Source organism: Sphingomonas radiodurans (assembly GCF_020866845.1).
GTDB classification, from domain to species: domain Bacteria; phylum Pseudomonadota; class Alphaproteobacteria; order Sphingomonadales; family Sphingomonadaceae; genus Sphingomonas; species Sphingomonas radiodurans.
Window position 1 is genome coordinate 1,815,329 of record NZ_CP086594.1, and the last position, 25,512, is coordinate 1,840,840.

Sequence of the window (25,512 nt, forward strand, 5' to 3'; positions counted from 1 at the left end):
GGATCAGGCGGGCTGACCCGCCTCCATCTCCGCGACGAGCCGGCGCCCGATGATGTTGGGCGAGGCGGCACGGCGGGCGAGCAGGCGGTAGAGAACGGGGATCAGGAACAGCGTGATCGCGGTGGCGATCGAGACGCCGGCGACGATCACCACGCCGATCGCGCTGCGCGCACCCGCGCCGGCGCCGTGGCTGAGCGCAAGCGGGACAGCGCCGAAGACGGTGGCGATCGACGTCATCAAGATCGGGCGCAGGCGGCGAGTGGAGGCTTCGCGAATCGCGGCATCGAGCGTTTGGCCGTCGTCGCGCAATTGATTGGCATATTCGACGATCAGGATGCCGTTCTTCGCCGCGAGCCCGACCAGCATGACGATGCCGATCTGGCTGAACAGGTTGAGCGTCATCCCCGCGAGCCATAGCCCGATCACGCCGCCGCCGGCCGCCAGCGGCACCGTGGCGATGATCACCGCGGGGTGGACGAAGCTTTCAAACTGCGCGGCGAGCAGCAGGTAAATGATGACCACGGTGATGCCGAACACCAGCCAGATGGCATTGCCGGTCTGCTTGAGCGACTGGCTCTCGCCACGATAACCAATCGCCTGGACTTCGGGCGATCGGCGCGCGAGATCTTCAAGGAACGCGAGCGCCTCGCCAAGCGAATAACCAGGTGCCAGGCCACCCTGCAGCGTGATCGCGCGCATCTTGTTGAACCGGCCAAGCTCGCGTGCGGCGGCTGCTTCGCGCACGTTTACGAGGTTCGACAGCGGCACGAGATCGCCCGAACGCGCGCGAACATAGACGCTGGCGAGCCGCGATTCGTCGTTGCGATCGGCCGCGCCGGCTTGCACCATCACGCGGTATTCCTCGCCACGATCGACATAGGTCGAAACGCGGCGCGATCCCATGGCGGTCTGCAATGCCTGGCTTACATCGTCGACCGAAACGCCGAGATCGCCGGCTCGGTTCGCATCGACGTCGATCAGCAATTGCGGCTTGGATTCGACATAGTCGGCGTCGAGGTTGACGAGGCCGGGATTGTCGCGCGAGGCGGCCAGGATGCGATCACGCGCGCGGGCGAGATCGGCGTAGGTCGCGCCAGCGATAACGAAGGCCACCGGCTGGCCGCGCCCGCGGCCGAGCGAGGAGCGGACGTTGGCGTTGCCGCGGACGCCCGGGACGTCCTGAAGCTTAGCGGTGATCTTGCGGGCGACATCCTGCGATTCCTGGCTGCGTTCCTCCCACGGCTTGAGAAAAACGGTCATGCTCGAGGCGTTGAAATCTTCCGACAGGCCGTTGGTGACGGGAAGTCGGGAATTGAAGCCACGGATCGGCGCCTCTTTCGCGGCGAGCTCGGCGACCTTCGCTTCGACCTGTATGGCGTAGCGGTCGAGTTCGGCGAAGCTGGTGCCTTCGGGCGCATTCACGCGCACTTCGATGACGCCCGTGTCTTCCGGCGGCACGAGTTCGCCGGCAAGCCCCACGAAAAGAAACGCGCAGCCGGCGAGGAATGTGGTGACGCCTGCGAGCACGGGAAGCGGATGTGTGAGCGCGCGTCCGAGCGCGCGACCATAGCCGTGCTCGAGCCGGCCGAAACCGCGCTCGATCCGCTGCGTGAACTTGCCGCTCTCTTCCTGCTTGAGCAGCTTCGACGACAGCATCGGCACGAGCGTGAGCGCCAGCACGCCCGACAGCGAGATCGAGGCGATCATCGCCACGGCAAGCTCGCGGAACAGCAGCCCGGTCTGCCCCGTGATGAACATCACCGGCACGAACACCGCGCAGACCACCGCCGTGGTGGCAACGACCGCGAAGCCTACCTCGCGCGTGCCGCGGAAGGCGGCCACGAGCGGCGTCTCGCCGGCCATGATGCGGTGATGGATGTTCTCCAGCACCACGATCGCGTCATCGACCACCAAGCCGATCGCCAGCACCAGCGCGAGCAACGTCAGCAGGTTGATCGAATAGCCGAACGCCCACAACACCGCGAACGTACCGAGCAGGCAGATCGGCACCGTGATCGCGGGAATGATCGTCGCGCGCCAGCTGCCGAGGAAGAGGAAGATGACGATCACGACGAGGATTACGGCTTCGACGAGTGTACGCCACACTTCCTTGATCGCGCGATCGATGAAGAGCGAATTGTCCGAGCCCATCGTCAGCGAAACGCCTGGCGGCAGATCCTTCCGCGCGGCGGCGATCACTGCCTTCACGTTGTTGGCGACTTCGAGCGTGTTGGCGCCGGACTGACGCACGATGCCCAGGCCGAGCGCTGTCTGCTGCTGGAAGCGGAAGGCGCTGTAGGGGTTCTCGGCGCCGCGTTCGACCTTGGCGATGTCGCCGAGCCGGACGAGATAGCCGTCGACGCCGCGCCCGATCACGAGGCCGCCGAAGGTTTCCGGGCTGGCGAATGCGCGATCGACCCGCAGCGACACGTTTTGCGCGGAGGATTCGATCCGCCCGGCGGGCAGCTCGACGTTCTGGCGGCGGAGTGCATCCTCGACATCGCGTGGCGTCAGGCGGAACGCCGCGAGCCGGCCGAGGTCGAGCCATACGCGCATCGACGGCCGCGCCTGGCCGGTGAACTGGACCTGCGCGACGCCGTCGATGGTGGAGAAGCGATCGACCAACGCGCGCTCGACATAATCGGATAGCGCGATCTTGTCCCACGACGGCGCCTGTACGACGATATACATGATCGGCTGCGCATCGGCATCGACCTTGCGCACCTCGGGCGGCAGCGCTTCATCCGGCAAATCGGCGAGGGCGCCGGAGACGCGATCACGCACGTCGTTTGCGGCCGCGTCGATGTCTCGCGTGGGACGGAATTCGATCGTGATATCGGAGCGACCGTCGGTCGAGCGCGAGGACAGCGTCTCGATCCCTTCGACGCCGGCGAGGCGCTCTTCGAGCGGTTGGGTGACCCGGCTTTCAACGACCGTCGCGGCGGCACCTACATACGTCGTGGAGACAGAAACGACCGGGGGATCGATTTCGGGGAACTCGCGCACCGACAGATTGAGGAAGGCGACGATGCCGACGATGACGATCAGAATCGCCCCCACCGCCGCGACAACCGGTCGGCGGACCGAAAGGTCGGATAACATCATGTGCCGGACTGCCGCGTGATGCCCGGTTTGCTTGCCGACTTCGCGGGTTTGTCTTTGTCACCCTCGACTTTTACTTTTACGCCGTCGTCGATCTTTACGACGCCTTCGGTGACGACGCGGGCATTCGGCGTGATCCCGCGCAACTCGATATAACCGCCGTCGCGCGCGCCCGTGGTCACTTTGGTGCGGCGCGCCACGCCCTCCCGATCGATGACATAGACGTAGCGTTCGGCGCCGTCGCCGAGCACGGCGAGTTCGGGGACGGCGGGCGCGTCGCGCTCGCCAGTCACGAGCGAGACGGTCAGCAACATGCCCGGCTTCAGCCGGTTGCCCGGATTGGGCAGGATTGCGCGAATGCTCGCCGCGCGCGTCGTCGGGTCGATCACCGGGTCGATCGAACTGACCAGCCCGACGAACGGGACATCGGGATAAGCCGCCGAGCGCGCGGTGACGCGTTCACCGATCCGCAGGCTCGCCATCGCGGTTTCGGGAACGCTGAAATCGAGCTTGATGCGCGCGATATCGCTGATCGTCGCGATCGGTGTACCTGCCGAAATGATCGTGCCCTGCGAAATCAGGCGCTGCGACGCAAAGCCGGAAAATGGCGCACGGACAACGCGATCGGTGATTTGCGCGCGTGCCGTATCGGCATCGGCGCGGGCGCGCTGGGCGAGTGCACTTTGCTGTTCCACCGTTGCGGGGGTGACGAAGCCGCGCGAGGTGAGCGCGTTCAACCGGCCGAGCTGCGCCGTCGCCTGGCGTTCGGCCGCAACCGCACCTGCCAGTGCAGCGCGCTCCTGCGCCTGCGCGAGCACGGCGATCACTTGCCCGGCGCGGACATAGCCGCCGTCGGTGAAACTGATCCGCTCGATCCGCTCGGTGACGGGCGACGAGAGCGTGACCTGCTCGTTCGCACGCGCGGTGCCGACCGCTTCCACCACGTCGACGAAGTGACGCGTCGTCGGGGTCGCGGCGCGCACCAGCGGCGGTGCCTTCGCCTGGGCCGGCTTGTCACCCTCGCCGCAGCCGGCAAGCGCCAGCAGAACGAGCGCGGCAGCGCTGTGATATCGAGATGATCGCGCGGTCATCGCCTTGTCCAGCATGTTCGGATCGGGCGACGTGCGACCACCCACGACCAACAAACCACAAATAGCCGGGTGGCTGCAACAGTTTTCGCGAGCGATCACGACAATATTCGTGCGACGTACGCAAGCAACTAGGCCGGTTCGGGCAGATCAATAATAAGATGGCGCACGTCCGCGCGTGTAAGAAATATCCCGCGCGCGCGAGGCCGTGAAAAGGCGGTTGGCAGACCGTCCCGCCGTGTTATCGTCCTGTCATAAATATAGATTCGCTGGAGAGGCCAGGACATAGCAAACGGGGAGCCGCGATGAATCTTCGCCATATCGAGGTGTTCCATGCCGTCTATTCGGTCGGCTCGATCAGCGGCGCCTCACGGCTGCTGAACGTAAGTCAGCCGTCGGTGAGCAAGATCGTCAAGCACGCCGAGACGCGGCTTGGCTTTCCGCTGTTCACGTTGGTGCGTGGCCGGCTGACCCCGACCGACGAGGCGCACATCCTGTTTCGCGAGGTCGACGACCTGCACAGCCGGATCGATACGTTCCAGCGCGCGGCACGCAACATGCGGTCTACATCTGAAGGGCATATCCGCGTCGGCGTGCTGCCGTCGCTGGCGTTGGCGGCAACACCGATGGCGATTGCGCGTTTCCGACGTCAGCTTCCGCTGGTCACGTTCGAAGTATCGGCGATTCACCACGACCAGTTCCGCGAAGCGCTGATGTCGCGCGAATGCGATTTCGTGATTGGGCATGCGGCGCCGCCAGATCTGGAAATCGCCTCGGTGCCGCTTGGGACCGGCCGGGTTGGCGTGCTGTTCTGCGCGGGGATGTTCCCGCTCGACCACGACACGATCTCGCTCGAGCAACTGCGCCATCACGAGTTGATCGGATTGGCACCGAGCGTTGCGATCGGTGATCTGGTTGGGCCGATCGTGTCTGCGGCGACCGGTGGTGCGCCCGCGATCCAGGTGAGATCGGTGTTCATCGCGGCTGGCTTGGCACGGAGTTGCGCAGGTGTGGCGATCGTCGATGAGTTCACCGCGCAGGCGTATGTCGATGATACGCTGCACTTTCGCCCAATTGCGCCAGCGAGGACGTTCGACCTGTCGGTACGCCACCTTGCGTCGCATCCCTTGTCTCGGCTTTCGCGCAGTTTCATCGCCTTGAAGCGCGAGATGCTCGACACAGCTGCGACCGAGGGGGAGCGGCACGTGGGTTGCACAAATGCTATGGTTGCCCACCAACACTGAATAGCCCGGCGCATTGTGCCGACAGCCGCGTCGTGGAAGTTTCGGGCGGGACGGAGACTGGCGTGATGACCCGGACGGCAATCGCAATCGCAAGCGCTGCAGGCTTAGTGTTGGCCTCCGGTGCGCACGCTGGGCCACTCGATCCGGCTGCGCGTGAGCAGGTGCTCGCCGGGGTAGACGCCAACCAGGTCGAGGCGAACGGCAAGGCAATCTGGGGCTTTGCCGAAACGGGCTATCAGGAACAGAAGAGTTCGGCGCTACTCGCCAAAACGCTGAAGGATGCCGGGTTCGAAGTGATGATGGGCGTCGCGGGCGAGCCGACCGCATTCATCGCCCGCTTCCGCAGCGGTGCGGGGCCAGTGGTCGCGGTTACCGCGGAATATGACGCGCTGCCGGGGTTGGCACAGCAGGTCGCGCCGACCAAGACCCCGATCGCAGGCCAGGCGCACGGCCATGGCTGCGGCCATAATCTGCTCGGCTCCGCCTCGGTAGGGGCGGCGATCGCGGTGAAGCGCTGGATGCAGGCGGGCAAGGTGCCGGGCGAGGTGCGCGTTTACGGTACGCCAGCCGAAGAGGGTGGCTCGGGCAAGGTCTACATGGTCCGGGACGGGCTGTTCAAGGATGTCGATGCGGCGGTGCACTGGCATCCCAGCGGTGTGAACTCAGCCGCGCAATCAATTTCGATGGCCAACACCAACGGCAAGTTCCGCTTCCGCGGTATATCTTCGCATGCTGCCGGCAACCCAGAAGCAGGCCGATCCGCTCTCGACGCGGTCGAGATCATGAACGTCGCGACCAATTATCTGCGCGAACATATCCCCGATCGCACGCGCATCCACTACGTCATCACCAGCGGCGGCGGCGCGCCCAATGTGGTGCCCGATTATGCCGAGGTCTTCTATTACGTCCGCTCGACCGATCCGCAGGTCGTCCGCTCGGTGATGGAACGGGTGAAAAAGGCGGGCGAGGGCGCGGCGATCGCGACCGAGACCAAGATGGAGTTCGAGCAGATCGGCGGCGTCTATTCGATGCTGCCCAACGACACGCTCGGCAAGCTGATGGACCGCAATCTGCGCTCGCTCGGCGGGATCGAATGGACGCCCGACGAGAAAGCGTTCGCAACCAAGATGCGCGAGAGCGTGCCCAATGCGCGCAGCACGATCGCGTCGGTCGGCGAGGTGCAACCTTATGCGGTGCGCACCGACGCCGACGCGGCCGGGGGATCGACTGACATGTCCGACGTATCGTGGGTCGTTCCCACCGTCGGGCTGGGCACCGCGACCTTCGTGCCGGGCATGCCGGGACATAGCTGGCAGAATGTCGCTGCGGCGGGCGCGAGCATCGGTGCCAAGGGATCGGTGCTCGCCGCGCGCACGCTGGCACTGACGATCGCCGAGATGCTGTCGAGCCCCGACGTGCTGGCGACGGCCAAGACCGAGTTCACGGGGCGCCGTGGCCCCAATTTCAATTATGTCGCAATGGTCGGCAATCGGCCGCCTGCGCTCGATTATCGGAACAATGACCGGGTCGAGTGAGCGATCGTCCATCCGAATTAGGAGTATCAAACAATGAATCTCGCGCGTTTCGCGCGCCGGCGCTACACGCCCGGCGCCACGGCGATCGAACCCATGCCGCATCTGTCGAAAGCGCTGGGCGGCGCCGATTTGTTCATCAAGCGCGACGATCTGCTCGGCCTGACGGGCGGCGGCAACAAGACGCGCAAGCTCGAATTTCTCGTTGCCGATGCGCTGGCGCAAGGCGCCGACACGCTGATTACGGTCGGCGCGGTGCAGAGCAACCATTGCCGGCTGACGCTGTCGGCGGCGGTGCGCGAAGGGCTCAAGTGTCGGCTGGTGCTCGAGCAGCGCGTCGCCGGAAGCTATAGCCCGGAGGCGTCGGGCAACAATTTCCTGTTCGACCTGCTCGGCGTCGAGGCGGTGACGGTGGTCGATGCCGGAACCGATCTCCACGCCGCGATGGAGAAGGTGGCAGCCGATCTCGCGGCCGACGGCCGCAAGGGTTATATCATTCCCGGTGGTGGATCGAACGCGCTGGGCGCACTGGGCTATGTCGCCTGCGCCGAGGAGATCCTGACGCAATCGTTCGAGATGGGGATCGCCTTCGATCGCATCGTCGTGGCGAGCGGCAGCGCGGGCACGCATTCGGGGATCGTTGCCGGGCTGATCGGCAACAGTGCCGGCATTCCGGTGACGGGCATCAACGTGCGCCGGCCGCGCGCCGAGCAGGAAGGCAATGTCCACAAGCTGGCGGTCGCGGTGGCGGCGCTTGCCGGTGTCGAGGCCGAGATCTCGCCCGACGCGATCGTGTGCCGCGACGAATGGGTCGGGCCGGGCTATTCGCTGCCGACACCCGAGATGATCGACGCGGTGCGGATGTTCGCCAGCCACGAAGGCGTGCTGCTCGACCCGGTTTATACCGGCAAGGCGGCGGCCGGGCTGATCGCGCTCGTCCAGTCGGGTGAGATCGCCAGGGACGAACGCGTGCTGTTCCTCCACACGGGTGGCTCGCCGGCGTTGTATGCGTATCAGCCGATCCTGTCGGGCGCTGTGGCGCATTGAGCGAGCATACAAGCCGGATCGTCGGGGTGCTTGGCGGCATGGGGCCGGCGGCGACAATCGATTTCATGGGCAAAGTGCTGCGGTATTCGCAGGCAGGTGCGGCGAGCGAGCAGGACAATGTGCGCCTGCTCGTCGACAGCAATCCGTGGCTCCCCGATCGCAATGCGGCGATTGCGGGGACCGGCCCGTCGCCGGCGGCCGAGCTCGCGGCAATGGCGCGCGGGCTGGTGGCGGGCGGTGCCGAACTGCTGGTGATGCCGTGCAATGCCGCACACGCCTTTGCCGATGCGGTGGTCGCGGCGACGCCGGTGCCGTTCCTGAACCTGATCGACGAGACGGTCGCTGCCGTGGCGCGCGATTATCCGACGGCGCGGCGGATCGGCGTGCTCGCAGTGTCGGGCGCTGTGCAGGCGCGGCTTTACGAGGATGCGCTGGCGGCGCGGGGGCTCGAACCGATCGTGCCGATCAATGAGGAGCGCGCGCATTTCATGCAGGCGGTGTGGGCGATCAAGGCGGGGGATCTCGCCTGCGGTGGCGCTGCCGTGCGCGAGACGGCCGAGCGGTTGATCGCGCGGGGGGCGGAGGTGATCGTGGCCGGCTGCACCGAGGTGCCGCTGGTGCTCGGGCCGGCTGACCTTGCAGTGCCGCTGATTGACTCGACCGACGTGCTGGCGCAGCAGGCCGTCCTCACTGCGCGCAACAATGTTACGTCTATAGCCTGACGTTATATCCTTCCGAACAGTGGGAAGGGGCGATCTGCAACTAAAGGACTCGTGCTTCGGCGAAGTGTCGATAGCATGACGGTGGTGGGGGATTTTGCGTGTTCGACGAGCGCGGCCTCAATCGGCCGGCTCGGCGGCGGGCGTGCCAGGCGGCGATCGATCGATCCGGCATGCGCGTTTATCAGCAAGATCCCGTAAGGTTCGGTGATGGGGGTCGCGCGTATGAAGACATCGATGATGCTGGCATTGTTGGCCGCGGCGGCGACGCCCGCGGTGGCGAGTGCGCAATCGCGCGACGCGGCGGCCAAGGCGCTGCTCGCGAGCCCCAAGTTCGCCACCGCCAAGGCGTCGCTCGCGGCGGATCACGAGCGCATCGTCGCCGACGTGATCAAGCTGACCGAGATCGAGGCGCCGCCGTTTAAGGAAACCGCGCGCGGCGCTGCCTTCCTCGAGATGCTGCGCGCCGAGGGGATGAGCGATCTGACCACCGACGCCGAGGGCAATGTCTATGGCACGCGTAAGGGGACGGGTGGCGGACCGCTGATCGTCGTCACCGCGCATCTCGATACGGTATTCCCGGCCGGCACCAACGTGAAGGTCCGGCGCGAAGGCAACATGCTCTACGCGCCGGGGATCGGCGACGACACGTGCAGCCTGCCGGTATTGCTGGCCTTCATCCGCGCGATGAAGGCGGCAAACTATACCACCAAAGCCGACATCATCTTCATGGGCAATGTGGGCGAGGAAGGACCGGGCGATCTCCGCGGCACTCGCTATCTGTTCACGAAAAGCCCGCTGAAGGACAAGATCAACTATTTCATCTCGTTCGAGCCGGGGCGGGCGGGCGAGATTACCGACGCGGGGATTGGATCGAAGCGTTACAAGGTGACGTTCACCGGGCCGGGCGGGCATTCGAATGGCGATTTCGGGATCGTCAATCCGGCCTATGCGATGGCCAATGCGATGGTCGCGTTCGGCCAGATGAAGGTGCCGACGCAGCCGCGTACCGTCTATAATGTCGGGCTGCTCGAAGGCGGAACCTCGGTCAATTCGATCCCGTTCTCGACCGCGATGACGATCGACATGCGCTCGCCGGGTAAGGCCGAGCTCGACGCGGAGGAACAGGCATTCCTCGCGCTGCTGCCGCCAGCGGTCGCCGCGGAAAATGCCGCGCGCTCGACCGCGAAGGGCAAGATCGCGTTCGATGCCAAGAAGGTCGGCGACCGGCCGGTCGGCTCGACCGCGCACACCGTCGATATCATGCAGATCGCGACGGCGGTGACCAAGGCGAGCGGCTTCACGCCGACCTATGGGCCGGGATCGAGCGATTCGAACATTCCGATGAGCCTCGGCATTCCGGCGGTGACGCTGGGATCGGGTTTCGAGAGCCAGCGAGCGCACTCGCTCGAGGAATCGATGATCGTCGACAAGGACAAGGACGTGGCCAGCATGGCGGTGGGTCTCGCCACCGTCCTGATGCTTGCCGGCGCGAAATAAGGGGAGAAGAAAAGATGCGTGCATTGATGTTGACCGCGACGGGACTGTCGCTGGTGATGGCGGCGACGTCGGTCGCCCAGACGCGACCAATCACCGATCCGGTAACCGTGCTGAAGACCAAGCCGGGCTCCGATTATTTTCTCGCCAATTACAAGCAAGTGACCGAGTGGCTCCAGCGCGTGGCGCAGGAGAGCGACCGGATGAAGCTCGTCAGCATCGGCAAGACCGCCGAGGGCCGCGAGCAATATATGGCGATTATCTCCTCGCCCGAGAACATCCGCAACATCGACAAATATCGCGGCATTTCGCAGCAGCTCGCGCTGGCCAAGGGGCTCACCGACGATCAGGCGAAGGCGCTGGCGGCTGATGGCAAGGCGGTGGTGTGGATCGACGCCGGGCTGCACGCGACCGAAGTGGTCAATGCGCAAAGCCACGTCCAGCTGATCCACGAAATGCTGACCGGCACGGACGCCGAGACGATGCGCATCCTGAACGACACGGTCGGGCTGTACGTATTCGCTAATCCTGACGGGCTCGATCTGGTCGCAAACTGGTATATGCGCCCCACCGACAAGACGAAGCGCAACACCAACTCGATCCCGGTGCTGTACCAGAAGTATATCGGGCACGATAACAATCGCGACAGCTACGCCTCGACCCAGCCCGAAACGACCAACCTGAACCGCGCCGCGTATCGCGAATGGTTCCCGCAGATCCTATACAATCAGCACCAGACCGGGCCAGTCGGCACCGTCGTGTTCATTCCGCCGTTCCGCGACCCGTATAACTTCAACAACGAGCCGCTCGTCATCAACCAGACGGACGCGGTCGGCACCGCGATGCACGCGCGACTGATCGCCAAAGGCATGGGTGGATCGGTCTCGCGCTCTGGCGCGCCGTATTCCACCTGGTTCAACGGCGGCGTGCGCACGATCGGCTATTTCCATAACCAGATCGGTATCCTGACCGAGATCATCGGCAGCCCGACGCCGATGGAGATCCCGCTCGTACCGTCAAAGCAGATCGGCACGCAGGATGCGGCGATGACGATCGCCCCACAGAAGTGGCATTTCCAGCAGTCGATCGACTATGTGAAAGAAATGTCGAAGTCGATCCTCGACTATGCTTCGCGCAACCGTGAGGTGGTGCTCTACAATCGCTACATCATGGGTAGTAACCAGATCCAGAAGGGCAGCGAAGACAGCTGGGTGATCACGCCCAAGCGCATCGACGCCGTGAAGGCCGCGGCCGAGGCGATGAAAAAGCCCGGTGAAGGCAGCGCACTCGACGATTTGGCCGGGTACAATACGCGCGATATCGTGCCGTCGTCGCTGTACAAGACGGTGCTGCAGGATCCCAAGCATCGCGCGCCACGCGCCTTCGTCATCCCCGCCGATCGCCAAGCCGACATGCCCACCACGGTCGCCTTCCTCAACTCGCTGATCAAGACCGGCATCGAGGTGGAACAGGCGCCGTCGGCATTCAGCTATGGCGGGAAGCGCTACCCCGCCGGCTCCTATGTCGTGCGTTCGGATCAGGCGTTCCGTCCGCACGTGCTCGACATGTTCGAGCCGCAGGATCACCCGCAGGATTTCGCCTATCCCGGCGGCCCGCCGATCCGGCCGTACGACATCACCGGTTACACGCTGGCGTATCAGATGAACGTCACCTTTGATCGGCTGCTCGACGGCGCGCCCGCGCACTTTCCGCAAGTGCCTGACGTCATCGAGACGCCGCCTGCCGGCCGCGTGATCGGCAGTGGCTCGGGCGGCTATGTCGTCAGCCACGCGGTCAACAACGGCTTCATCCTGACCAACCGGCTGTTGAAAGCCGGCGCCCCGGTGTTCTGGATCAAGCAGGGGATTACGGTGGGCGGCGAGACGCTGGCGCCGGGCGCCTTGTGGATCCCGGCCGGCGGCGCGGCGAAGGGTATCGTCGATACCGCGGTTCAGACGCTCGGCATTGATGCGCTTGCGGTTGCGGCCAAGCCGGCGGGTGACGCGGTAAAGCTGAAGCCGGTGCGGATCGCGTTGGTTGATCACTACGGTGGCTCGATGGCGTCGGGCTGGAACCGCTGGATCTTCGAGAAGTACGAATTCCCTTATTCGGTCGTTTACCCACAGGAGCTCGACAAGGGCGGGCTCGACAAGAAGTACGACGTGATCGTGTTCCAGTCCGACGTGCTCGGGCGCGAAGGGCGGCCGCCGCAGAGGCAGCCCGACCCGGCTGATCTGCCGGCCGAATGGCGCATGGCGCTCGGCCATGTGACGACGGAGAAGACGGTGCCGCAGCTCACCGCCTTCACCAAGGCTGGCGGCACGGTGATTGCGGTTGGCAATGCGACGCGGCTTGGCGCCGAAATGGGCCTGCCGGTGTACAATGCGCTGACCAGCGTCGATGCGGCGGGAAAGCGCACCCCGCTGCCGGGCACGAAATTCTACGTTCCGGGTTCGGTGCTGCAGGCGAAGGTCGATCCGACTGATCCGCTGGCGTACGGCGTGCCCGCGACGCTCGACGTGTTCTACAACAACAACCCGACCTACAGCTTCACGCCGGGACAGGCTGGCGTGCGGCGCGTGGCATGGTTCGCGAGCGAAGATCCGCTGCGCTCGGGCTGGGCGTGGGGGCAGAAGGCGTTGAATGACACAGCAACCGTGATCGACGGGTCGCTTGGCAAGGGCCATGTCTATCTGCTCGCCAATGAAGTGACGCAGCGTGGCCAGCCCTATGCCTCGTTCAAATTCCTGTTCAACGCTGCACTATACGGCCCGACCCAAGTTGGGATGACGACCAGCGCCGACAATTAAAAGCGTCGCTGCCGAGGGAGTCGGGCCCATTGCGCGGATATCGCGCGGTGGGCCCTTCTTGATTCAGCGCTGCGTCAGCGGATCAGAGTGTAATGGGATCAACGTCGGCGAGGAACACCGTGCGGCCCCAGTGGAAGCGACCTGCCGCCGCGCGCGCCGCGCCAAGTCTTAGGCTTGCCGGACAGCTTCGATGACCGGGGCAGTCTTGGCCGAGCCTAATCAGAACGACGTCTGGAGACGAATCGTCAGGCTAATGAAACGGTGGCGGTAGAAATGGTGCCCAGGGACGGGTTCGAACCGCCGACACTGCGATTTTCAGTCGCATGCTCTACCAACTGAGCTACCTGGGCCTGTCCGCGGATTGCGCGGGAAGCGGTCCCCTAGTCAGCCACGGGGCGGCTGTCCAGCCCATCCGGATCTAGCGGCGGCCCTGGAATGAGGTAGCCGTCGCTGAGCCATTGCAGCAGATCGCGATCACGGCAGCGTGGCGAGCAGAAGGGCGCATGCGTGCGGTTCGCCGGTTGAGCGCAGAGCGGGCAGGTGGTGATCATGACGCGTCTACCTTGCGCAACCATCGATGCGCGATGCCGGCCGCCGCTTCAGAAGGGCAGCCAGTTCGATTTCTGGGTGAACTTCATATAGCCGACGTTGATCCCGGCGCGATAGCCGACGCCAAGCCGCACCGGGATCAGCACTACGTTACCGCGGCGCAGATAGGTCGCTGCGAAACCGCCGATAAAGTACAGTCGGCCCTCGGCAGCCGGGAAGCGGCGGTACAGGTCTGCAGTGTCGTAGAGATTGTAGACCAGCACGAACACCTTGTTGGCATCGCCACCGACGTCGAAGCCGATCGACGGCCCGGTCCAATAGACGGGCATCTGCCCCTCGATCTTGTGCGTCATTACGCCCGAACCATATCGCACCCCGACGACGAACGCGCCCGCCGCCTCGCGGCCAGCGATATAGGCATTGGGTTCGCCCTGTTCGCTAAGGATTTTCTCGATGATCGAGCCGAACCCCGCGGCGCCCTTCCCGAACACGTCCTCGCCTGCGCCGATAAGGTCATCGCGTTTGAACGTGCCATCGGCCTGGGTAGTCGCCTCGGCACGCTGTTCGGCGGCGGGGATGCCGACTTCGCCGCCCGCCTGCGCTTGCGCGGCTGCCTGAGGTGGGACTGGGTCCGTTGGCGCTTCGCCAGTGTAGGTTGGTTCGCGATACGTTTGAACCGGCGCGCGCGGTGTGGTGCGCGGCGCGGCCGGCGAAACGCGTGTGCCGGGAAGATCACCATCGATCGCCTGATTGGGATCGATCGTCTTCACCTGGGCCATCGCCAGCGCGGGCGCGACCCCGGTGACAGCCGTCGCCATCATTCCAACCGCGATCAACAACCTACGCATCGTCACATCCCCCGTTCGCCGGGCGCAACCCGATCACCGACGTTAACCCCGCTAAACCTGTCCGGGCAATGAACGCTGCGCCGGCCCGAGTCCCTGCCACGCCAAAGCGAATCGCCATGCGATGTTGCTCGCCCGCGGAACGCCCGCTATAGCCACCGCTCCGCAAGACCCGGAGACGTGGGTGAGTGGCTGAAACCAACGCTTTGCTAAAGCGTCGTACGGGAAACCGTACCGAGGGTTCGAATCCCTCCGTCTCCGCCAGAAATCATTGATTATGCTGCTCTTTTTGCCAACTTTGGGCGCCGTGCCCACTGGCATGCCCACTTGCGGATTGGCTCTCGGCGCACGCTGACGTTCGTTGGCGGGCAACCGAGCGCTGACAGTCCGTGGATGGATAGTTTGGACTTATGGGTCCGTATCGCGCCTTATCAATGATATATGAGTCTTCGGGGGACGGAACGTTGGCGAGCAGCCCAATTATCGAGAACGGCGAGCTGCCGATCTCCGTTTTCCAGAGCGATTTGCCGATCGACGAGAAGCTCGATCGCGCCCGTACCGAACTCCTCGACCTCTCTGCTCGCAACCGATTGCTCAACATGCCGCGGTCATCGAAGGGTGCGAAGGCTGTGGAGGTCGTCGATGAGGTCGGCACCGAGGTGTTCCGGCTGCTCGTACAGGAGGGTAAGCCATTCACCTTTCTTGCTGGGAGGTCGGCTCAGTCCGGGGAGCCGGTGGACGGTGAGGCCGCCGCCGAGGAGGCCGACGAGATCGCGGACCTCGCGCAGCCCGAGGACGACATTATCGATGGCCGCGGCATCTTCTCGCGGTATGCCGACACGCGATTGCAGACACGGCTTACCCCGAAGGGGCTGCAGAAGCGCCTGCTCGAACTATACTTCGACGCGCGGACGCTTGAGGAGGAGCAGGGTGTCAACATCCTTTACCTGGCGCTCGGGGCTCTCAAGTGGATCGATCCAAATAACGCGGCGAATATCCGGTTCGCACCACTCGTTCTCGTCCCGGTCCAGCTCGAACGCGGCAACGCCGGCGAGAAGTTCAAGCTGCGGATGCGGCAAGAGGACTACGCGTCCAACCTTTCGCTGGAGGCCTTCCTCGACCGGGTGCACGGTATCCGGTTGCCGGCCTTTGAGGCGAACGACGGGTTTGATCCCGCCAGCTACTTCGGCGAGGTCGCCGACGCAGTCTCGGCGAAGCCGGGCTGGGAGGTACATCCCGACGTTATCGTGCTCGGCTTTTTCTCGTTTGCAAAATTCCTGATGTACCGCGATCTCGATCCACAGACGTGGCCGAACGGGGGCAGGATCACTGACCGGACGCTGGTGCGCGGGCTGCTCTCCGACGGGTTCGACGGCAGTGAGGGGATGATCCCCGAGGATGCGAACATCGATCCGTTCATCCCGCCATCCGCGATGCTCCACATTGTGGACAGCGACAGTTCGCAGGCACTTGTAGTGCACGAGGTCAGGCGCGGACGGGACATGGTCATACAGGGCTCACCGGGCACCGGGAAAAGCCAGACCATCGCAAACATTGTTGCATCAGCGATCGCTGACGGACCAGATCAAGGTAGAGCCGGAGCTCGGCACCTTCGACGGAACGCTGCACGGCCGACTGGCGCGCGATTTCGCGGACATGGATCGGCAGCGCATTGCGTCGGCGAGTTTTGAGGTCGTGCGCGCCCACCATGACGCCGTCCCAGCCCGCGATGGCGGCTCGGTGGGGCCGTTGGGAGTGCTCCGCGCCGAGATAGCGCGCAAACGCGGGCACATGCCGATCCGCCGGCTAATGGAAAAGGCGGCGCCCGCGGTGCAGGCGCTCAAGCCCGTCTTCATGATGAGCCCGCTGTCAGTCGCGCAATTCCTCGCGCCAGGCGTGTTCGAGTTTGATTTGCTCGTGATGGACGAGGCGAGTCAGATCCAGCCCGTGGACGCTCTGGGAGCATTAGCGCGCGCCAAGCAGGTGGTCGTCGTCGGTGATCCGAAGCAGCTACCGCTCACGGCATTCTTCTCCAAGATGACGGGGGGCGGCACAGACGACGACGACGACGCGCGCACCCGCGTGGCGGACATCGAAAGCATTCTTGGCCTGTTCACCGCCCGTGGGCTGCCGATGCGGATGCTGCGCTGGCACTACCGCAGCAAACACCAGTCGCTGATCGCCGTCAGCAATCGCCAGTTCTACGAGAACAAGCTGTTCATCGTTCCCAGCCCGTACACCGCCGAGGCCGGGATGGGCCTGCGCTTCCATCGGATCGCGCAGGGCGTGTTCGATGCGGGCGCCACAAGGACGAACACGGTCGAGGCGAAGATCGTCGCGCAGGCGATTGTCGCGCACGCCCGCGAGCATCCCGAACTTTCCCTCGGCGTAGCTGCTTTCTCCGCCGCGCAGCGCCGGGCGATCCTGGATCAACTGGAGTTGCTTCGCCGTAGCCTGCCTCGGAAGGTAGAAGGCTTCTTCCAGACCCATCCGTCGGAGTCGTTCTTCGTCAAGAACCTTGAGAACCTGCAGGGGGACGAGCGCGACGTCATCTTCATCTCGGTCGGCTACGGACCAACCGTTCCCGGGGGGAAGGTGCCGATGCGTTTCGGTCTACTTGGGACCGACGGTGGCGAGCGCCGCCTAAACGTGCTGATCAGCCGCGCAAAGCAGCGCTGCGAGGTGTTCGCCTCCATCTCGGACGAGGATATTGACCCGAACTTCGCCTCGACGCGCAAGGGCGTGCTGGCGTTAAAGCTCTCCCTGCATTTCGCCCGCACTGGGCGGATGACGATGGCCGAAAGCACTGGACGCGACCATGACAGTGTCTTCGAGGAGCAAATCGCGAAGGCGCTTCAGGAAAAGGCTTACCAGGTACACCGGCAAGTCGGCCTTGCCGGGTTCTTCATCGATCTTGCAGTCTCCGACGCCGACCGGCCGGGGCGCTATCTGCTAGGGATCGAATGCGACGGCGCGTCGTATCACGACGCCCGTTCGGCCAGGGAGCGGGATCGTCTGCGCCAATCTGTCCTAGAGAGCCGCGGCTGGACGATCCAACGTGTCTGGAGCACCGACTGGTTCCAGCGGCCCAATGAGCAGATCGACCTTGTCGTGGCGCGGATCGAGGCGGCCAAGGCCGAGCACGACGCCGAGGCGGCGGGAGCCGCAGCTCGGCGTACCGTTGGCGTCGAGATCGTCACCGTGGAGCGGGAGGGCTTCACCGAAGTCGGTTTGGCCGCAGCAGACGCACCGGTGGCCTCGACGATTTACGAAGAGGCAGTGCTTGAACGTCCTCGTCATCTCATGGGCGAACTCCACGAGACGCCGCGTGGCGCTCTCTCGGCGTTGGCTGAGGAGGTCGTCAGGATCGAAGGGCCTGTCCGCATCTTCGAAGTCGTCAACCGCATTCGGGACGCATGGGGCTTGAAGCGTGCAGGCGGTCGGATCCAGGAAGCAGTCGAAAAGGCTGTTGAGGTGTCGGTCCGAGAAGGGCGCATGACTCAGGAGGGTAACTTCCTGAGCATTTCAGTGAAGACAGCGAAGGTCCGCGACCGCAGCAACGTCCGTTCGCCTTCCCTCCGGAAGTCCGACAGCTTGCCGCCGGCGGAGCTCGCGATAGAAATTCTTCGCGTCGTCCTCGAGAACTATGGCGCCACTGACGATCAGGTCGTCCAGGCGGCGGCGCGCGCCGTCGGCTTCAAGTCGACAAGCGGACAGCTTCGCGACTTGCTGTTGGGGATCATCGCCGAGGCGGTGAGCGGCGATAGGCTCGCGCGGCGGAATGGAATGCTGGTCACGGGATCGGCTGCGCCAACGATCACGAAGGCCGAACAGCGACCAAGTCCGCTTGCGGCGTTGATCGTCGAAGGTGAGAGCGAGCGGCTCGAGTTCAAGGAGACACTCCGCTGGGACGTCGCGCTCGCCGAAACCAACAGGAAGTTGGAGGACGTGGTCATCAAGACGCTGGCCGGCCTCGCAACCCGTTCCGGGAGGATACTGCTGATCGGCGTGGCGGACGATGGGACGGTGCCCGGGCTTTCCAAGGACTACGCCAGCATCGGAGGCGGCCGTGACAAGCTGGAACTACACCTCACGAACCTGCTCGCCAAGCACTTCGGCTCGGCATTCCGGGCGTCGAAGATCAGGATATCATTTCCTCAACAGGACAGCGTCGAAGTCTGCCGGGTAGACATAGAGTCGGCAAACTTAGCGGTGTTCGTATCGCTCTCTGATTGCAATGGAGCGACCACCGAACGGTTCTTCGTTCGCTCGGGAAATTCGACCCAAGACTTCGGTCCGAGTGAAACCCATGCTTATGTCAGGGAAAGATTTCCATCCTAGTCCGGCAGGCGCACCGTACACCGGCACCTCGCTCGGTTTGCATGCAACCATTGGTGATGGGGTGGACGCCCCCCGACGGCATCGATGTGCCAAAGTGGAGGTGTTGAACACCACTTGAGGGAGGCGTCCGTGTCGGAAGTTACCACAATCGGTTTAGATATAGCCAAGCATGTTTTTCATGCGCACAGGGCGGATGCTGCCGGACGAGCAGTGTTCAGCCGCAGGCTCACGCGCGGCAAGCTGCTCGACTTCTTTGCGGCTCACCCGCGCTGCCTGGTGGCGCTGGAGGCGTGTGGCGGTGCGCATCACTGGGCACGCGAGCTGCAGGCGATTGGTCATGAAGTTCGGCTGATCCCGCCGGCGTACGTGAAGCCGTACGTGAAGCGGCACAAGAACGATGCGGTGGATGCCGAGGCGATCTGCGAGGCGGCACAGCGGCCGAGCATGCGGTTCGTGGCGGTGAAGACCGAGGAGCAGCAGGCGGCGGCACTGGTGTTCCGCACACGCGACCTCGCGGTGAAGCAGCGCACGCAACTGGGCAACGCCATCCGCGGTCACCTGGCCGAGTATGGCTGGGTCGCGCCGAAGGGCACAGCGCACTTGGCGATGCTGGCGGACCTGCTCGAGGGCGGCGAGATCGGCGAGACACTACCCGAGGCGGCGCGGCCGATGTTCGCGATGATGGTCGAGATGCTAGCCGAACTCGACAAGCGGGTAGCGGCACTGGACAAGGAGATCGCCCGGCGTGCCCGCGAGGACGAGGTAGCACGCCGGCTGATGACCATCCCTGGGATCGGTCCAATCACGGCCACAGCCATCGCCGCGATAGCGCCGCCGGCCGAGATGTTCGCCAAGGGGCGCGACTTCGCTGCCTGGCTCGGCCTGGTGCCAAAGCAGGCATCGACTGGCGGCAAGCAGAAGCTGGGCGCGATCTCGCGGATGGGCGAGCGAACGCTGAGGCGCCTCCTCATCATCGGTGCCAGCGCGGTCGTGCTCCAGGCAAGCAAGCGCGGTGCGCCGGCCGGCTCATGGCTCGAAGGCATGCTCGCCAGAAAACCGCGTATGCTGGTGACGGTTGCGCTGGCCAACAAGATGGCGCGCACCGTGTGGGCGTTGCTGGTCAACAAGAGGATTACAGAGCTCCGGTCGTCGTCGCGGCGTAAGCCGAGGCGGGCCAGAGGCGTCGGAGGGCGCAGTCGGTCGAAGGAGGGTATGGCACAACAGTCGGCGAGACGGGGCCGGAAGAACCAGGGCTTTCCACCGTGCCACGAGCACGCCGTTGGTGATATGGTTCCGGTCCGCGAACTCCCATACGGGCCAGCAGCTCACCGCTGCATTACAGGCCGGACAGATGGCAGCATCCGACTACGTGTCAGAACCTCCAGAAAACCGCTTGCAATCGAAGGGGCGTCCACTGGTGGAAAGCTGCCCGTCCGCTTACCGGCGGGGGCGGCCGTAAATAGTCTTTCGTTCAGGCGGATGGGCACACCCGTCGCGTCAGTAATCATTTCGTCCCGCAATCTCGAAAAGAAATCCTGAGCCTCAGCGCTCAAGTAATCTCGCGCGAACTCAAATAGTTGCCGATGAGGAATCCTGACTATGACCGCGATGTCGCTGCCACATCCTCGGAAAGGTTCTCAACTCTCTGCATAACCGAGCAGGCGGGCAGCCATCGGCGCGGCGGCGAGATCCTCAGGTACGTATGTGTCAACAAAGCCGAGAAGAGCCTCTAGGGTCATCGGACGGGCGATCTGGTGGCCTTGGATGATGTCGCAACCCATAACCTTCAGCAGCGCCATAATCTCAGGTTTGTCGACTCCTTCCGCCGTCACCCGCAATCCAAGACTATGCGCGAGATCAATTGTAGAGCGGACAATAAGCGGACCGCGGTGGCTGTCCGCCAAGTCCCTGATGAAGCTCATGTCAATCTTGAGTTCGTTTGCAGGCATCTGTTTAAGGTAGGTAAGCGAGGAGAGCCCCGCGCCATAATCGTCAATTGCGATTGGAACGCCGGCGGTCGCAATGAGTGAAAGATTATCAAGCGCACAGGCAGGGTTCTCAAGAACTGCAGTTTCCGTCACTTCGATGCCGATCCGACCGTTGGTTGAAAGCAAGGCGGCGATAAGCCGTTTCGTGAAGGCATCATCACTTACCAGCCGCGCCGAGATGTTAATGTATAGAGGTTGCATGATCTTGAGTTTGTCGAGTATTACCCGATCAGCACACGCGCGCTCAAGGACCCAAAGCGTCAGTGCTCGTATGTCGCCGCTTTCTTCAGCTACCGGAATGAAGTCTGCCGGTGAGATCATCCCGCGTTTAACACAGGGCCATCGGACCAGTGCTTCGAAGCTATCGATCAAGTTCGTTCGGGCATCAACCTTTGGTTGATAGTAAAGTTGCAGCGCGTTCATAGTGATCGCATTCTGCAGATCGTTCATTAGCTCGACATTGTCCCGCTGTCGCAGCTGCGCGTTATAGTCAAAATTGACGCTTACGCGACCCAGGCGGCGCGCTTCATCAAGCGCAAATTGTGCTTGCTCGACCGTGTCGCGCAGGCCGGCGTCGCCTCTGGGCACCGCATGGCCGAATGCCATTCCGCTTTCGACGGCGACGCCTTCAAGGAGATAGCTGCCGGAGAGCATCTGGAGCGCTGCGATCGTTTCCTCGACTGCCTCGACCGGGACTAGGACGCCGAGGACGTCGGAGCTTAGCCGCTCGACTGCCAGGTTGGGAAAATGCGCTTGAACGCGTTCCCGCATTGCGCGCGCCAGCTTGCCGGCGTGTCCATAGCCGAGCGCATGCTTCACACTGCGGAACTGCTCTACACCGATCGCGACGACTGCGTACGTCGCGGCGACGAGGGGATCGTGAGCGGGGTCGCGCTCGAAAGCGCGCTCGGCGGGATGATCAAGCGAGGCGCGCGTCAGGGCGCGATCGCGCTTGGCTTTGTACATGGCGAGATCGGCGGATTCGAGCGCCTGTTCGACGCTGTCGATATCATCGCAGCGGGCAGCGCCAACCGACACGTCGACCGCGCCGATGCATTCGAGGAAGAGCGGTGCGGACAAGCGCTCGCGGATTACTTGCTCGTCGGGGATTGGCGGGGCGACGAACACAAATTCGTCGCCGCCCAGACGCGCTGCGACTCCACCGAACGCAGTTTGCATCGAGCGCAAGCGGTCGGCCAGGCGTTGAAGCAGTACGTCGCCGACCGCATGCCCATGGGTGTCGTTGAACGCCTTGAACGTATCGAGATCAGCGACGAAGACCAGCCGGTTTCCGCTGCATTGTGTTGCCAGTGCATCATCGAGCCCGCGGCGGTTGAAGAGCCCGGTGAGCGGATCACGCAGCGCCAGATCACGCGTGCGCGCGCTTTCGCGGTCGCGGCCGGCAATGTCTCGGCGAAGCTGACCGACTGCGCGCCCGCTGATCGTTAACAAAGCCAATAATGGTACCAGGAACAGGAGCAGCAGTTCGTCGAGGTGCCACCCGCCCGATGCCAGCGCCTGTCGCCACCGCTCAATTACACCTGCTTGCCCTGCAGTCTGCACCGTGGCGAACGCGGCCGCGACTACGCCCACGACCAGCGCAGCACGGTCACGTTGGACATGCGAGACGAGGGAAGCGTGCGGCGGCATCGGTGCGCTTAGAACGCGATCTGAAAATGGCTACCCAACATCAGGCGCGGCGTGCCCGCTTCGAGCGCGCGCAGCTCGCCGCGACCGAACAGGCTGACTTGGCCACGGCCATCGAGGATCGAAGCGCCGTAATTGCCCTCGATCACCAAGCGACGCGCTTGAGCGTCACCGATCGCATAGCGCTGCGTGACGAGCCCCTTTTCGCCCGTGTCGCGATCGATCACCTGCATTTCGGTAAGCTCGATTGCGCCGCGGTCGTAGCTGAGCGGCTGGGCCACGGTCATCCGGAGCGCGTCGGTCTTGCCGAGCAGGCCAAGCTTGGCGATGCCGGCCTGGAACGAAGTGCCAGACACACCCTCCGCGCCGATCCGTAGCGAGCTGTCGTTGACGGCCGACCGGCTCGTCGCGGTCGTCGCCGAGCCGAACAGCGAGACGCCGCTGCCGAGCGTCGCATGGCCGCCGATGGTCATGCCGCGGCTGGTGGTGCCGCCGGCCAGATCGTCGCCGACGATTGGACGTACGCCGAGGAAAGCGGTCGGCTCGCGCAAATTGGTCGCGGATGCCGAGAGACGCAGCCATGGTGCGGCCTGATATTCGACGCCGACAGCGGTTGCGCGGGCGCTGTACCGCGGCACGCCGCCCAGTGCGCTGCGATCGATCAGTGTCGGCATGTCGGCCAGATCCGCGCCGAGTGCGCGACGCTGCTCGGTGTAGCCGGCGCGCAGCTGCAGGCCTGGTAGAACCGCCACTTGAGTTGCAGCATGTGCACCCCCGCTGGCGAAGCCGAGCAGCGGATTGACGCCGCCACTGCGCGGATCGAAATCCGCTGCAAGCCCGAAGCCGGGCTGACCACCGACCGCGACCGCACCGTCACCGCTGCCGAAGCTGAGCCCGAATCCACCCGACGGCGCGCTGAGGCTGACGGTGGAGCGGAGCAGCGCGCGGCGCGCCGTGCTGTCGCCCGCATAGCCCGACAGGACGCGGCCGCTCATCTGCACGTTCCAGCCGTCACCTGCGGGCAGCGCGCCGGTCTGAATGCCGTCGGCAAAGCCGACCGCGCCTGAAGCGAAGCTTGGCCGGCTGAGCCAACTCACCATCCGGTTGTAGACGAACTCCTGAAAATACTCGCCGCCGCGCCGCTGACCGTAAAGTCGCGACGATAATGGGATCAGGAAATCGCGTTCCACCTGATCGAGCTTCTCGAACGCGGTGAAATACATGTTGTTGAACGCCCAGGTAGACTGGAGCCCGCGGTTCTTCAGCGTCGAGACGGAAACTTCGGACTGCGACGTTCCGGACGTGTTGTTGAGATAGAACTTCAGATTGTTGAAGTTCAACGGCGACATCGCTGCCTCGACATCGAGCATGCCGACGCCATAGACCGGATCGATCCCGGGCGCGCCGATATCCTTAGCCGAGCCCAGGATCACCATGGCGATGTCGCGCGGCTTTTCGCGCATCCACGGCCAGCGATCCTGGATCAGCGCGACTGCGCCAGTGACGAGCGGCGCGGCGAGCGATGTACCGGACTGGCGGACGAGCCCGCCGGCGCCGTCCGACACTAGGATCAGCTCGCCAGGCGCGACGATGAAGCGGTTCATCAGATAGCCGCTCTCTTTGAGCGACGTGCTCGCCTTGCATTCGGTGCCGCCGTCGGTGAGGCAGACGGTGCCAGGGCGGTTCGAGAATTCGGAGATGCCCGATGGGCCGACCGAGCCGACCACGATGAAGGTCGTGTCGAGCGCGCCGGCCATGTTGACGATGCCCGACTGGCTTACGCCATCGTTCCCCGCCGCGATGACGTAAAGCGTCTTGTCCTTGTGGGTGTTGATCTCGGACTTCGTGAAGATCCGTCGCCATTCGGGCGAAAAGGTGACGCCGGGTTCGCCCAGCGACAGGTTAATTACCGTCGCGCCTTTTGCAGCGACCGCCTGAATGCCGGCCGACACGGTGGTCCAATCGGCCGATCCGGTCGCGTCGAATGGATTGTAGGCGACGACCTTGGCGGCGGGCGCGATCCCCATGATGCCCTTGCCGTCGTGCGGCGACACGATCAGGCTGAGCACGCCCTCGCCATGGCCGCCCGCCGACCCGGCCTTTTTGGAAAGGTCGTCCACCTTGGCGACGACGCTGACCGTCTTCGCCGAATAGTCGTCGACCAAGCCCAGCGTGGAGCCAGCACCCGCGCCCATCGTTTGGGTGAGCTTCGGCGTCCAGTTGACCGACTTCATCCACCAATCGGCGTGATCGGTGCCCGAAAAGGCCATTAGGCCGTCGTACCATTCGATAAAGAACTGCGACTGCCGCGACGCGTCGAGCTTGGCGAGCGATGCCGGATCGTTGAGATTGATGCCGTACTTCGCGAGGAACGGGTTGGCAAAGGCCGCATCGAAGCTCTTGCCGGTTTGCTTCGTGACGGCGGCGCCCCAGAACGAGCGCGACGTCGAGACGAGCGTCGACATTTGTGACGCGATCAATCTGTAGCGGACGGCGGTCAAAAGATTGTAGTCGCCAGCGGTCTGCCAGGAGGTGGCGATGCCTTCCCATTGCGTTCCGAGGCCCTGCCAGAAGGGGCCGACCAAGGAATAGGTAGGTGAGCCGGCGGCAGTTGCCATCGTGGCCGGGTCCATGTCGCCCCAGAACGCGCGGACGTTGCGGTAGAAGGGGTCGACGTCACCCCAGAACGCGCGGACGTTGCGGTAGAACGGGTTCACGTCGCCCCAAAACGCTCGGACGTTGCGGTAGAAGGCGCGGACGTTGCGGTACAGCGGCTTGAGCGGCTTCGTGGTCGCGGTTGTTGTTGGAGTGGGCGTCGGCGCGGGCCGGGTCTTCGACGCGTCGACAGCACCGGGGATCGTCTGCGCCACCCCAACTGTGGACGTCCCGAGTGCGAGCACGCTCACACCTGCTGCCAACATCACTCGATACCTCATCGGACGGCCCCTGTGCGAATCGCATACCTTGCGGTTCAGCAGCCGTTCTGAAGACTTTCCCCTTGGAAAAGGGAATCAAACGGGGTGAAGGACCAATTAACCCGTCGATCAATAACGTATGCTGTGAGGGTGATCTTAACGTCATGTGACTAAACCCACCCGATCTA

General features: G+C 64.0%; 14 protein-coding genes, 2 tRNA genes and 1 pseudogene. 10 read left to right on the forward strand and 7 right to left on the reverse strand.

Annotation, left to right across the window (positions count from 1 at the left end; all coding sequences use genetic code 11):
• Nucleotides 1-3 precede the first annotated feature (3 nt).
• The gene (locus LLW23_RS08755; protein ID WP_228948405.1) at nt 4-3,105 is read right to left on the reverse strand and encodes an efflux RND transporter permease subunit; all 3,102 of its coding nucleotides are present in this window, start codon (nt 3,103-3,105) and stop codon (nt 4-6) included.
• Entirely contained in the window at nt 3,102-4,193 is a 1,092-nt protein-coding gene (locus LLW23_RS08760) for an efflux RND transporter periplasmic adaptor subunit (RefSeq protein ID WP_228948518.1), read from the reverse strand. The genes LLW23_RS08755 and LLW23_RS08760 overlap by 4 nt, the downstream gene beginning before the upstream one ends.
• Nucleotides 4,194-4,495: 302 nt before the next feature.
• Between LLW23_RS08760 and LLW23_RS08765 the strand changes: the two genes are divergently transcribed.
• From LLW23_RS08765 to LLW23_RS08790, 6 genes are all read left to right on the forward strand, one after another.
• Nucleotides 4,496-5,434: a LysR family transcriptional regulator gene (locus LLW23_RS08765; RefSeq protein WP_228948406.1), complete on the forward strand. Its 939-nt coding sequence runs from the start codon at nt 4,496-4,498 to the stop codon at nt 5,432-5,434.
• A gap of 65 nt (nt 5,435-5,499) precedes the next feature.
• Nucleotides 5,500-6,969, forward strand: coding sequence for an amidohydrolase (locus tag LLW23_RS08770; RefSeq protein WP_228948407.1), 1,470 nt, complete (start codon nt 5,500-5,502; stop codon nt 6,967-6,969).
• Between the two features lie 33 nt (nt 6,970-7,002).
• Entirely contained in the window at nt 7,003-8,013 is a 1,011-nt protein-coding gene (gene cuyA / locus LLW23_RS08775) for a D-cysteate sulfo-lyase (protein WP_228948408.1), read from the forward strand.
• Nucleotides 8,010-8,735 (forward strand): cysteate racemase, encoded by a 726-nt coding sequence (cuyB, locus tag LLW23_RS08780; protein ID WP_228948409.1) that lies wholly within the window; start codon nt 8,010-8,012, stop codon nt 8,733-8,735. The genes cuyA and cuyB overlap by 4 nt, the downstream gene beginning before the upstream one ends.
• 222 nt (nt 8,736-8,957) lie before the next feature.
• A complete protein-coding gene (locus tag LLW23_RS08785; protein WP_228948410.1) occupies nt 8,958-10,232 on the forward strand; it encodes a M20/M25/M40 family metallo-hydrolase in 1,275 nt (424 codons plus the stop codon).
• A gap of 14 nt (nt 10,233-10,246) precedes the next feature.
• On the forward strand, nt 10,247-13,039 hold the full coding sequence (locus tag LLW23_RS08790; protein WP_228948411.1) for a M14 family metallopeptidase: 2,793 nt from the start codon (nt 10,247-10,249) through the stop codon (nt 13,037-13,039).
• 274 nt (nt 13,040-13,313) lie between these two features.
• Here LLW23_RS08790 and LLW23_RS08795 read toward each other — a convergent pair.
• The 3 genes from LLW23_RS08795 to LLW23_RS08805 all read right to left on the reverse strand — a co-directional run bounded on the left by LLW23_RS08795 (nt 13,314) and on the right by LLW23_RS08805 (nt 14,436).
• Nucleotides 13,314-13,389, reverse strand: a tRNA-Phe gene (locus LLW23_RS08795).
• 30 nt (nt 13,390-13,419) lie between these two features.
• Nucleotides 13,420-13,614, reverse strand: a complete 195-nt coding sequence (yacG, locus tag LLW23_RS08800) for a DNA gyrase inhibitor YacG (RefSeq protein WP_408642032.1) — start codon at nt 13,612-13,614, stop codon at nt 13,420-13,422.
• Nucleotides 13,615-13,638: 24 nt separating this feature from the next.
• A complete protein-coding gene (locus LLW23_RS08805) occupies nt 13,639-14,436 on the reverse strand; it encodes a DUF1134 domain-containing protein (protein ID WP_228948413.1) in 798 nt (265 codons plus the stop codon).
• 171 nt (nt 14,437-14,607) lie between these two features.
• Between LLW23_RS08805 and LLW23_RS08810 the strand changes: the two genes are divergently transcribed.
• The 4 genes and pseudogenes from LLW23_RS08810 to LLW23_RS08825 all read left to right on the forward strand — a co-directional run bounded on the left by LLW23_RS08810 (nt 14,608) and on the right by LLW23_RS08825 (nt 19,937).
• Nucleotides 14,608-14,697: transfer RNA gene (locus tag LLW23_RS08810), tRNA-Ser, on the forward strand.
• Between the two features lie 200 nt (nt 14,698-14,897).
• Nucleotides 14,898-16,124 (forward strand): DUF4011 domain-containing protein, encoded by a 1,227-nt coding sequence (locus LLW23_RS08815; RefSeq protein WP_228948414.1) that lies wholly within the window; start codon nt 14,898-14,900, stop codon nt 16,122-16,124.
• A 229-nt stretch (nt 16,125-16,353) separates the two neighbouring features.
• Nucleotides 16,354-18,774, forward strand: coding sequence for a DUF3320 domain-containing protein (locus LLW23_RS08820; RefSeq protein ID WP_228948519.1), 2,421 nt, complete (start codon nt 16,354-16,356; stop codon nt 18,772-18,774).
• A 129-nt stretch (nt 18,775-18,903) separates the two neighbouring features.
• A pseudogene (locus LLW23_RS08825) lies at nt 18,904-19,937 on the forward strand (IS110 family RNA-guided transposase).
• A 474-nt stretch (nt 19,938-20,411) separates the two neighbouring features.
• Here the strand turns inward: LLW23_RS08825 and LLW23_RS08830 are convergent.
• The gene (locus LLW23_RS08830) at nt 20,412-22,412 is read right to left on the reverse strand and encodes a putative bifunctional diguanylate cyclase/phosphodiesterase (RefSeq protein ID WP_228948415.1); all 2,001 of its coding nucleotides are present in this window, start codon (nt 22,410-22,412) and stop codon (nt 20,412-20,414) included.
• Nucleotides 22,413-22,420: 8 nt separating this feature from the next.
• On the reverse strand, nt 22,421-25,330 hold the full coding sequence (locus LLW23_RS08835; RefSeq protein ID WP_228948416.1) for a S8 family serine peptidase: 2,910 nt from the start codon (nt 25,328-25,330) through the stop codon (nt 22,421-22,423).
• Between the last annotated feature and the right edge of the window lie 182 nt (nt 25,331-25,512).

Coding starts and splice junctions, on each gene's coding strand:
- LLW23_RS08785 (WP_228948410.1), top strand. CDS start 8,958: ATGAAGACATCGATGATGCTGGCATTGTTGGCCGCGGCGGCGACGCCC.
- LLW23_RS08770 (WP_228948407.1), top strand. CDS start 5,500: ATGACCCGGACGGCAATCGCAATCGCAAGCGCTGCAGGCTTAGTGTTG.
- LLW23_RS08755 (WP_228948405.1), bottom strand. CDS start 3,105: ATGATGTTATCCGACCTTTCGGTCCGCCGACCGGTTGTCGCGGCGGTG.
- yacG (WP_408642032.1), bottom strand. CDS start 13,614: ATGGTTGCGCAAGGTAGACGCGTCATGATCACCACCTGCCCGCTCTGC.
- LLW23_RS08765 (WP_228948406.1), top strand. CDS start 4,496: ATGAATCTTCGCCATATCGAGGTGTTCCATGCCGTCTATTCGGTCGGC.
- LLW23_RS08830 (WP_228948415.1), bottom strand. CDS start 22,412: ATGCCGCCGCACGCTTCCCTCGTCTCGCATGTCCAACGTGACCGTGCT.
- cuyA (WP_228948408.1), top strand. CDS start 7,003: ATGAATCTCGCGCGTTTCGCGCGCCGGCGCTACACGCCCGGCGCCACG.
- LLW23_RS08820 (WP_228948519.1), top strand. CDS start 16,354: ATGGACGAGGCGAGTCAGATCCAGCCCGTGGACGCTCTGGGAGCATTA.
- LLW23_RS08805 (WP_228948413.1), bottom strand. CDS start 14,436: ATGCGTAGGTTGTTGATCGCGGTTGGAATGATGGCGACGGCTGTCACC.
- LLW23_RS08835 (WP_228948416.1), bottom strand. CDS start 25,330: ATGTTGGCAGCAGGTGTGAGCGTGCTCGCACTCGGGACGTCCACAGTT.
- LLW23_RS08760 (WP_228948518.1), bottom strand. CDS start 4,193: ATGACCGCGCGATCATCTCGATATCACAGCGCTGCCGCGCTCGTTCTG.
- LLW23_RS08790 (WP_228948411.1), top strand. CDS start 10,247: ATGCGTGCATTGATGTTGACCGCGACGGGACTGTCGCTGGTGATGGCG.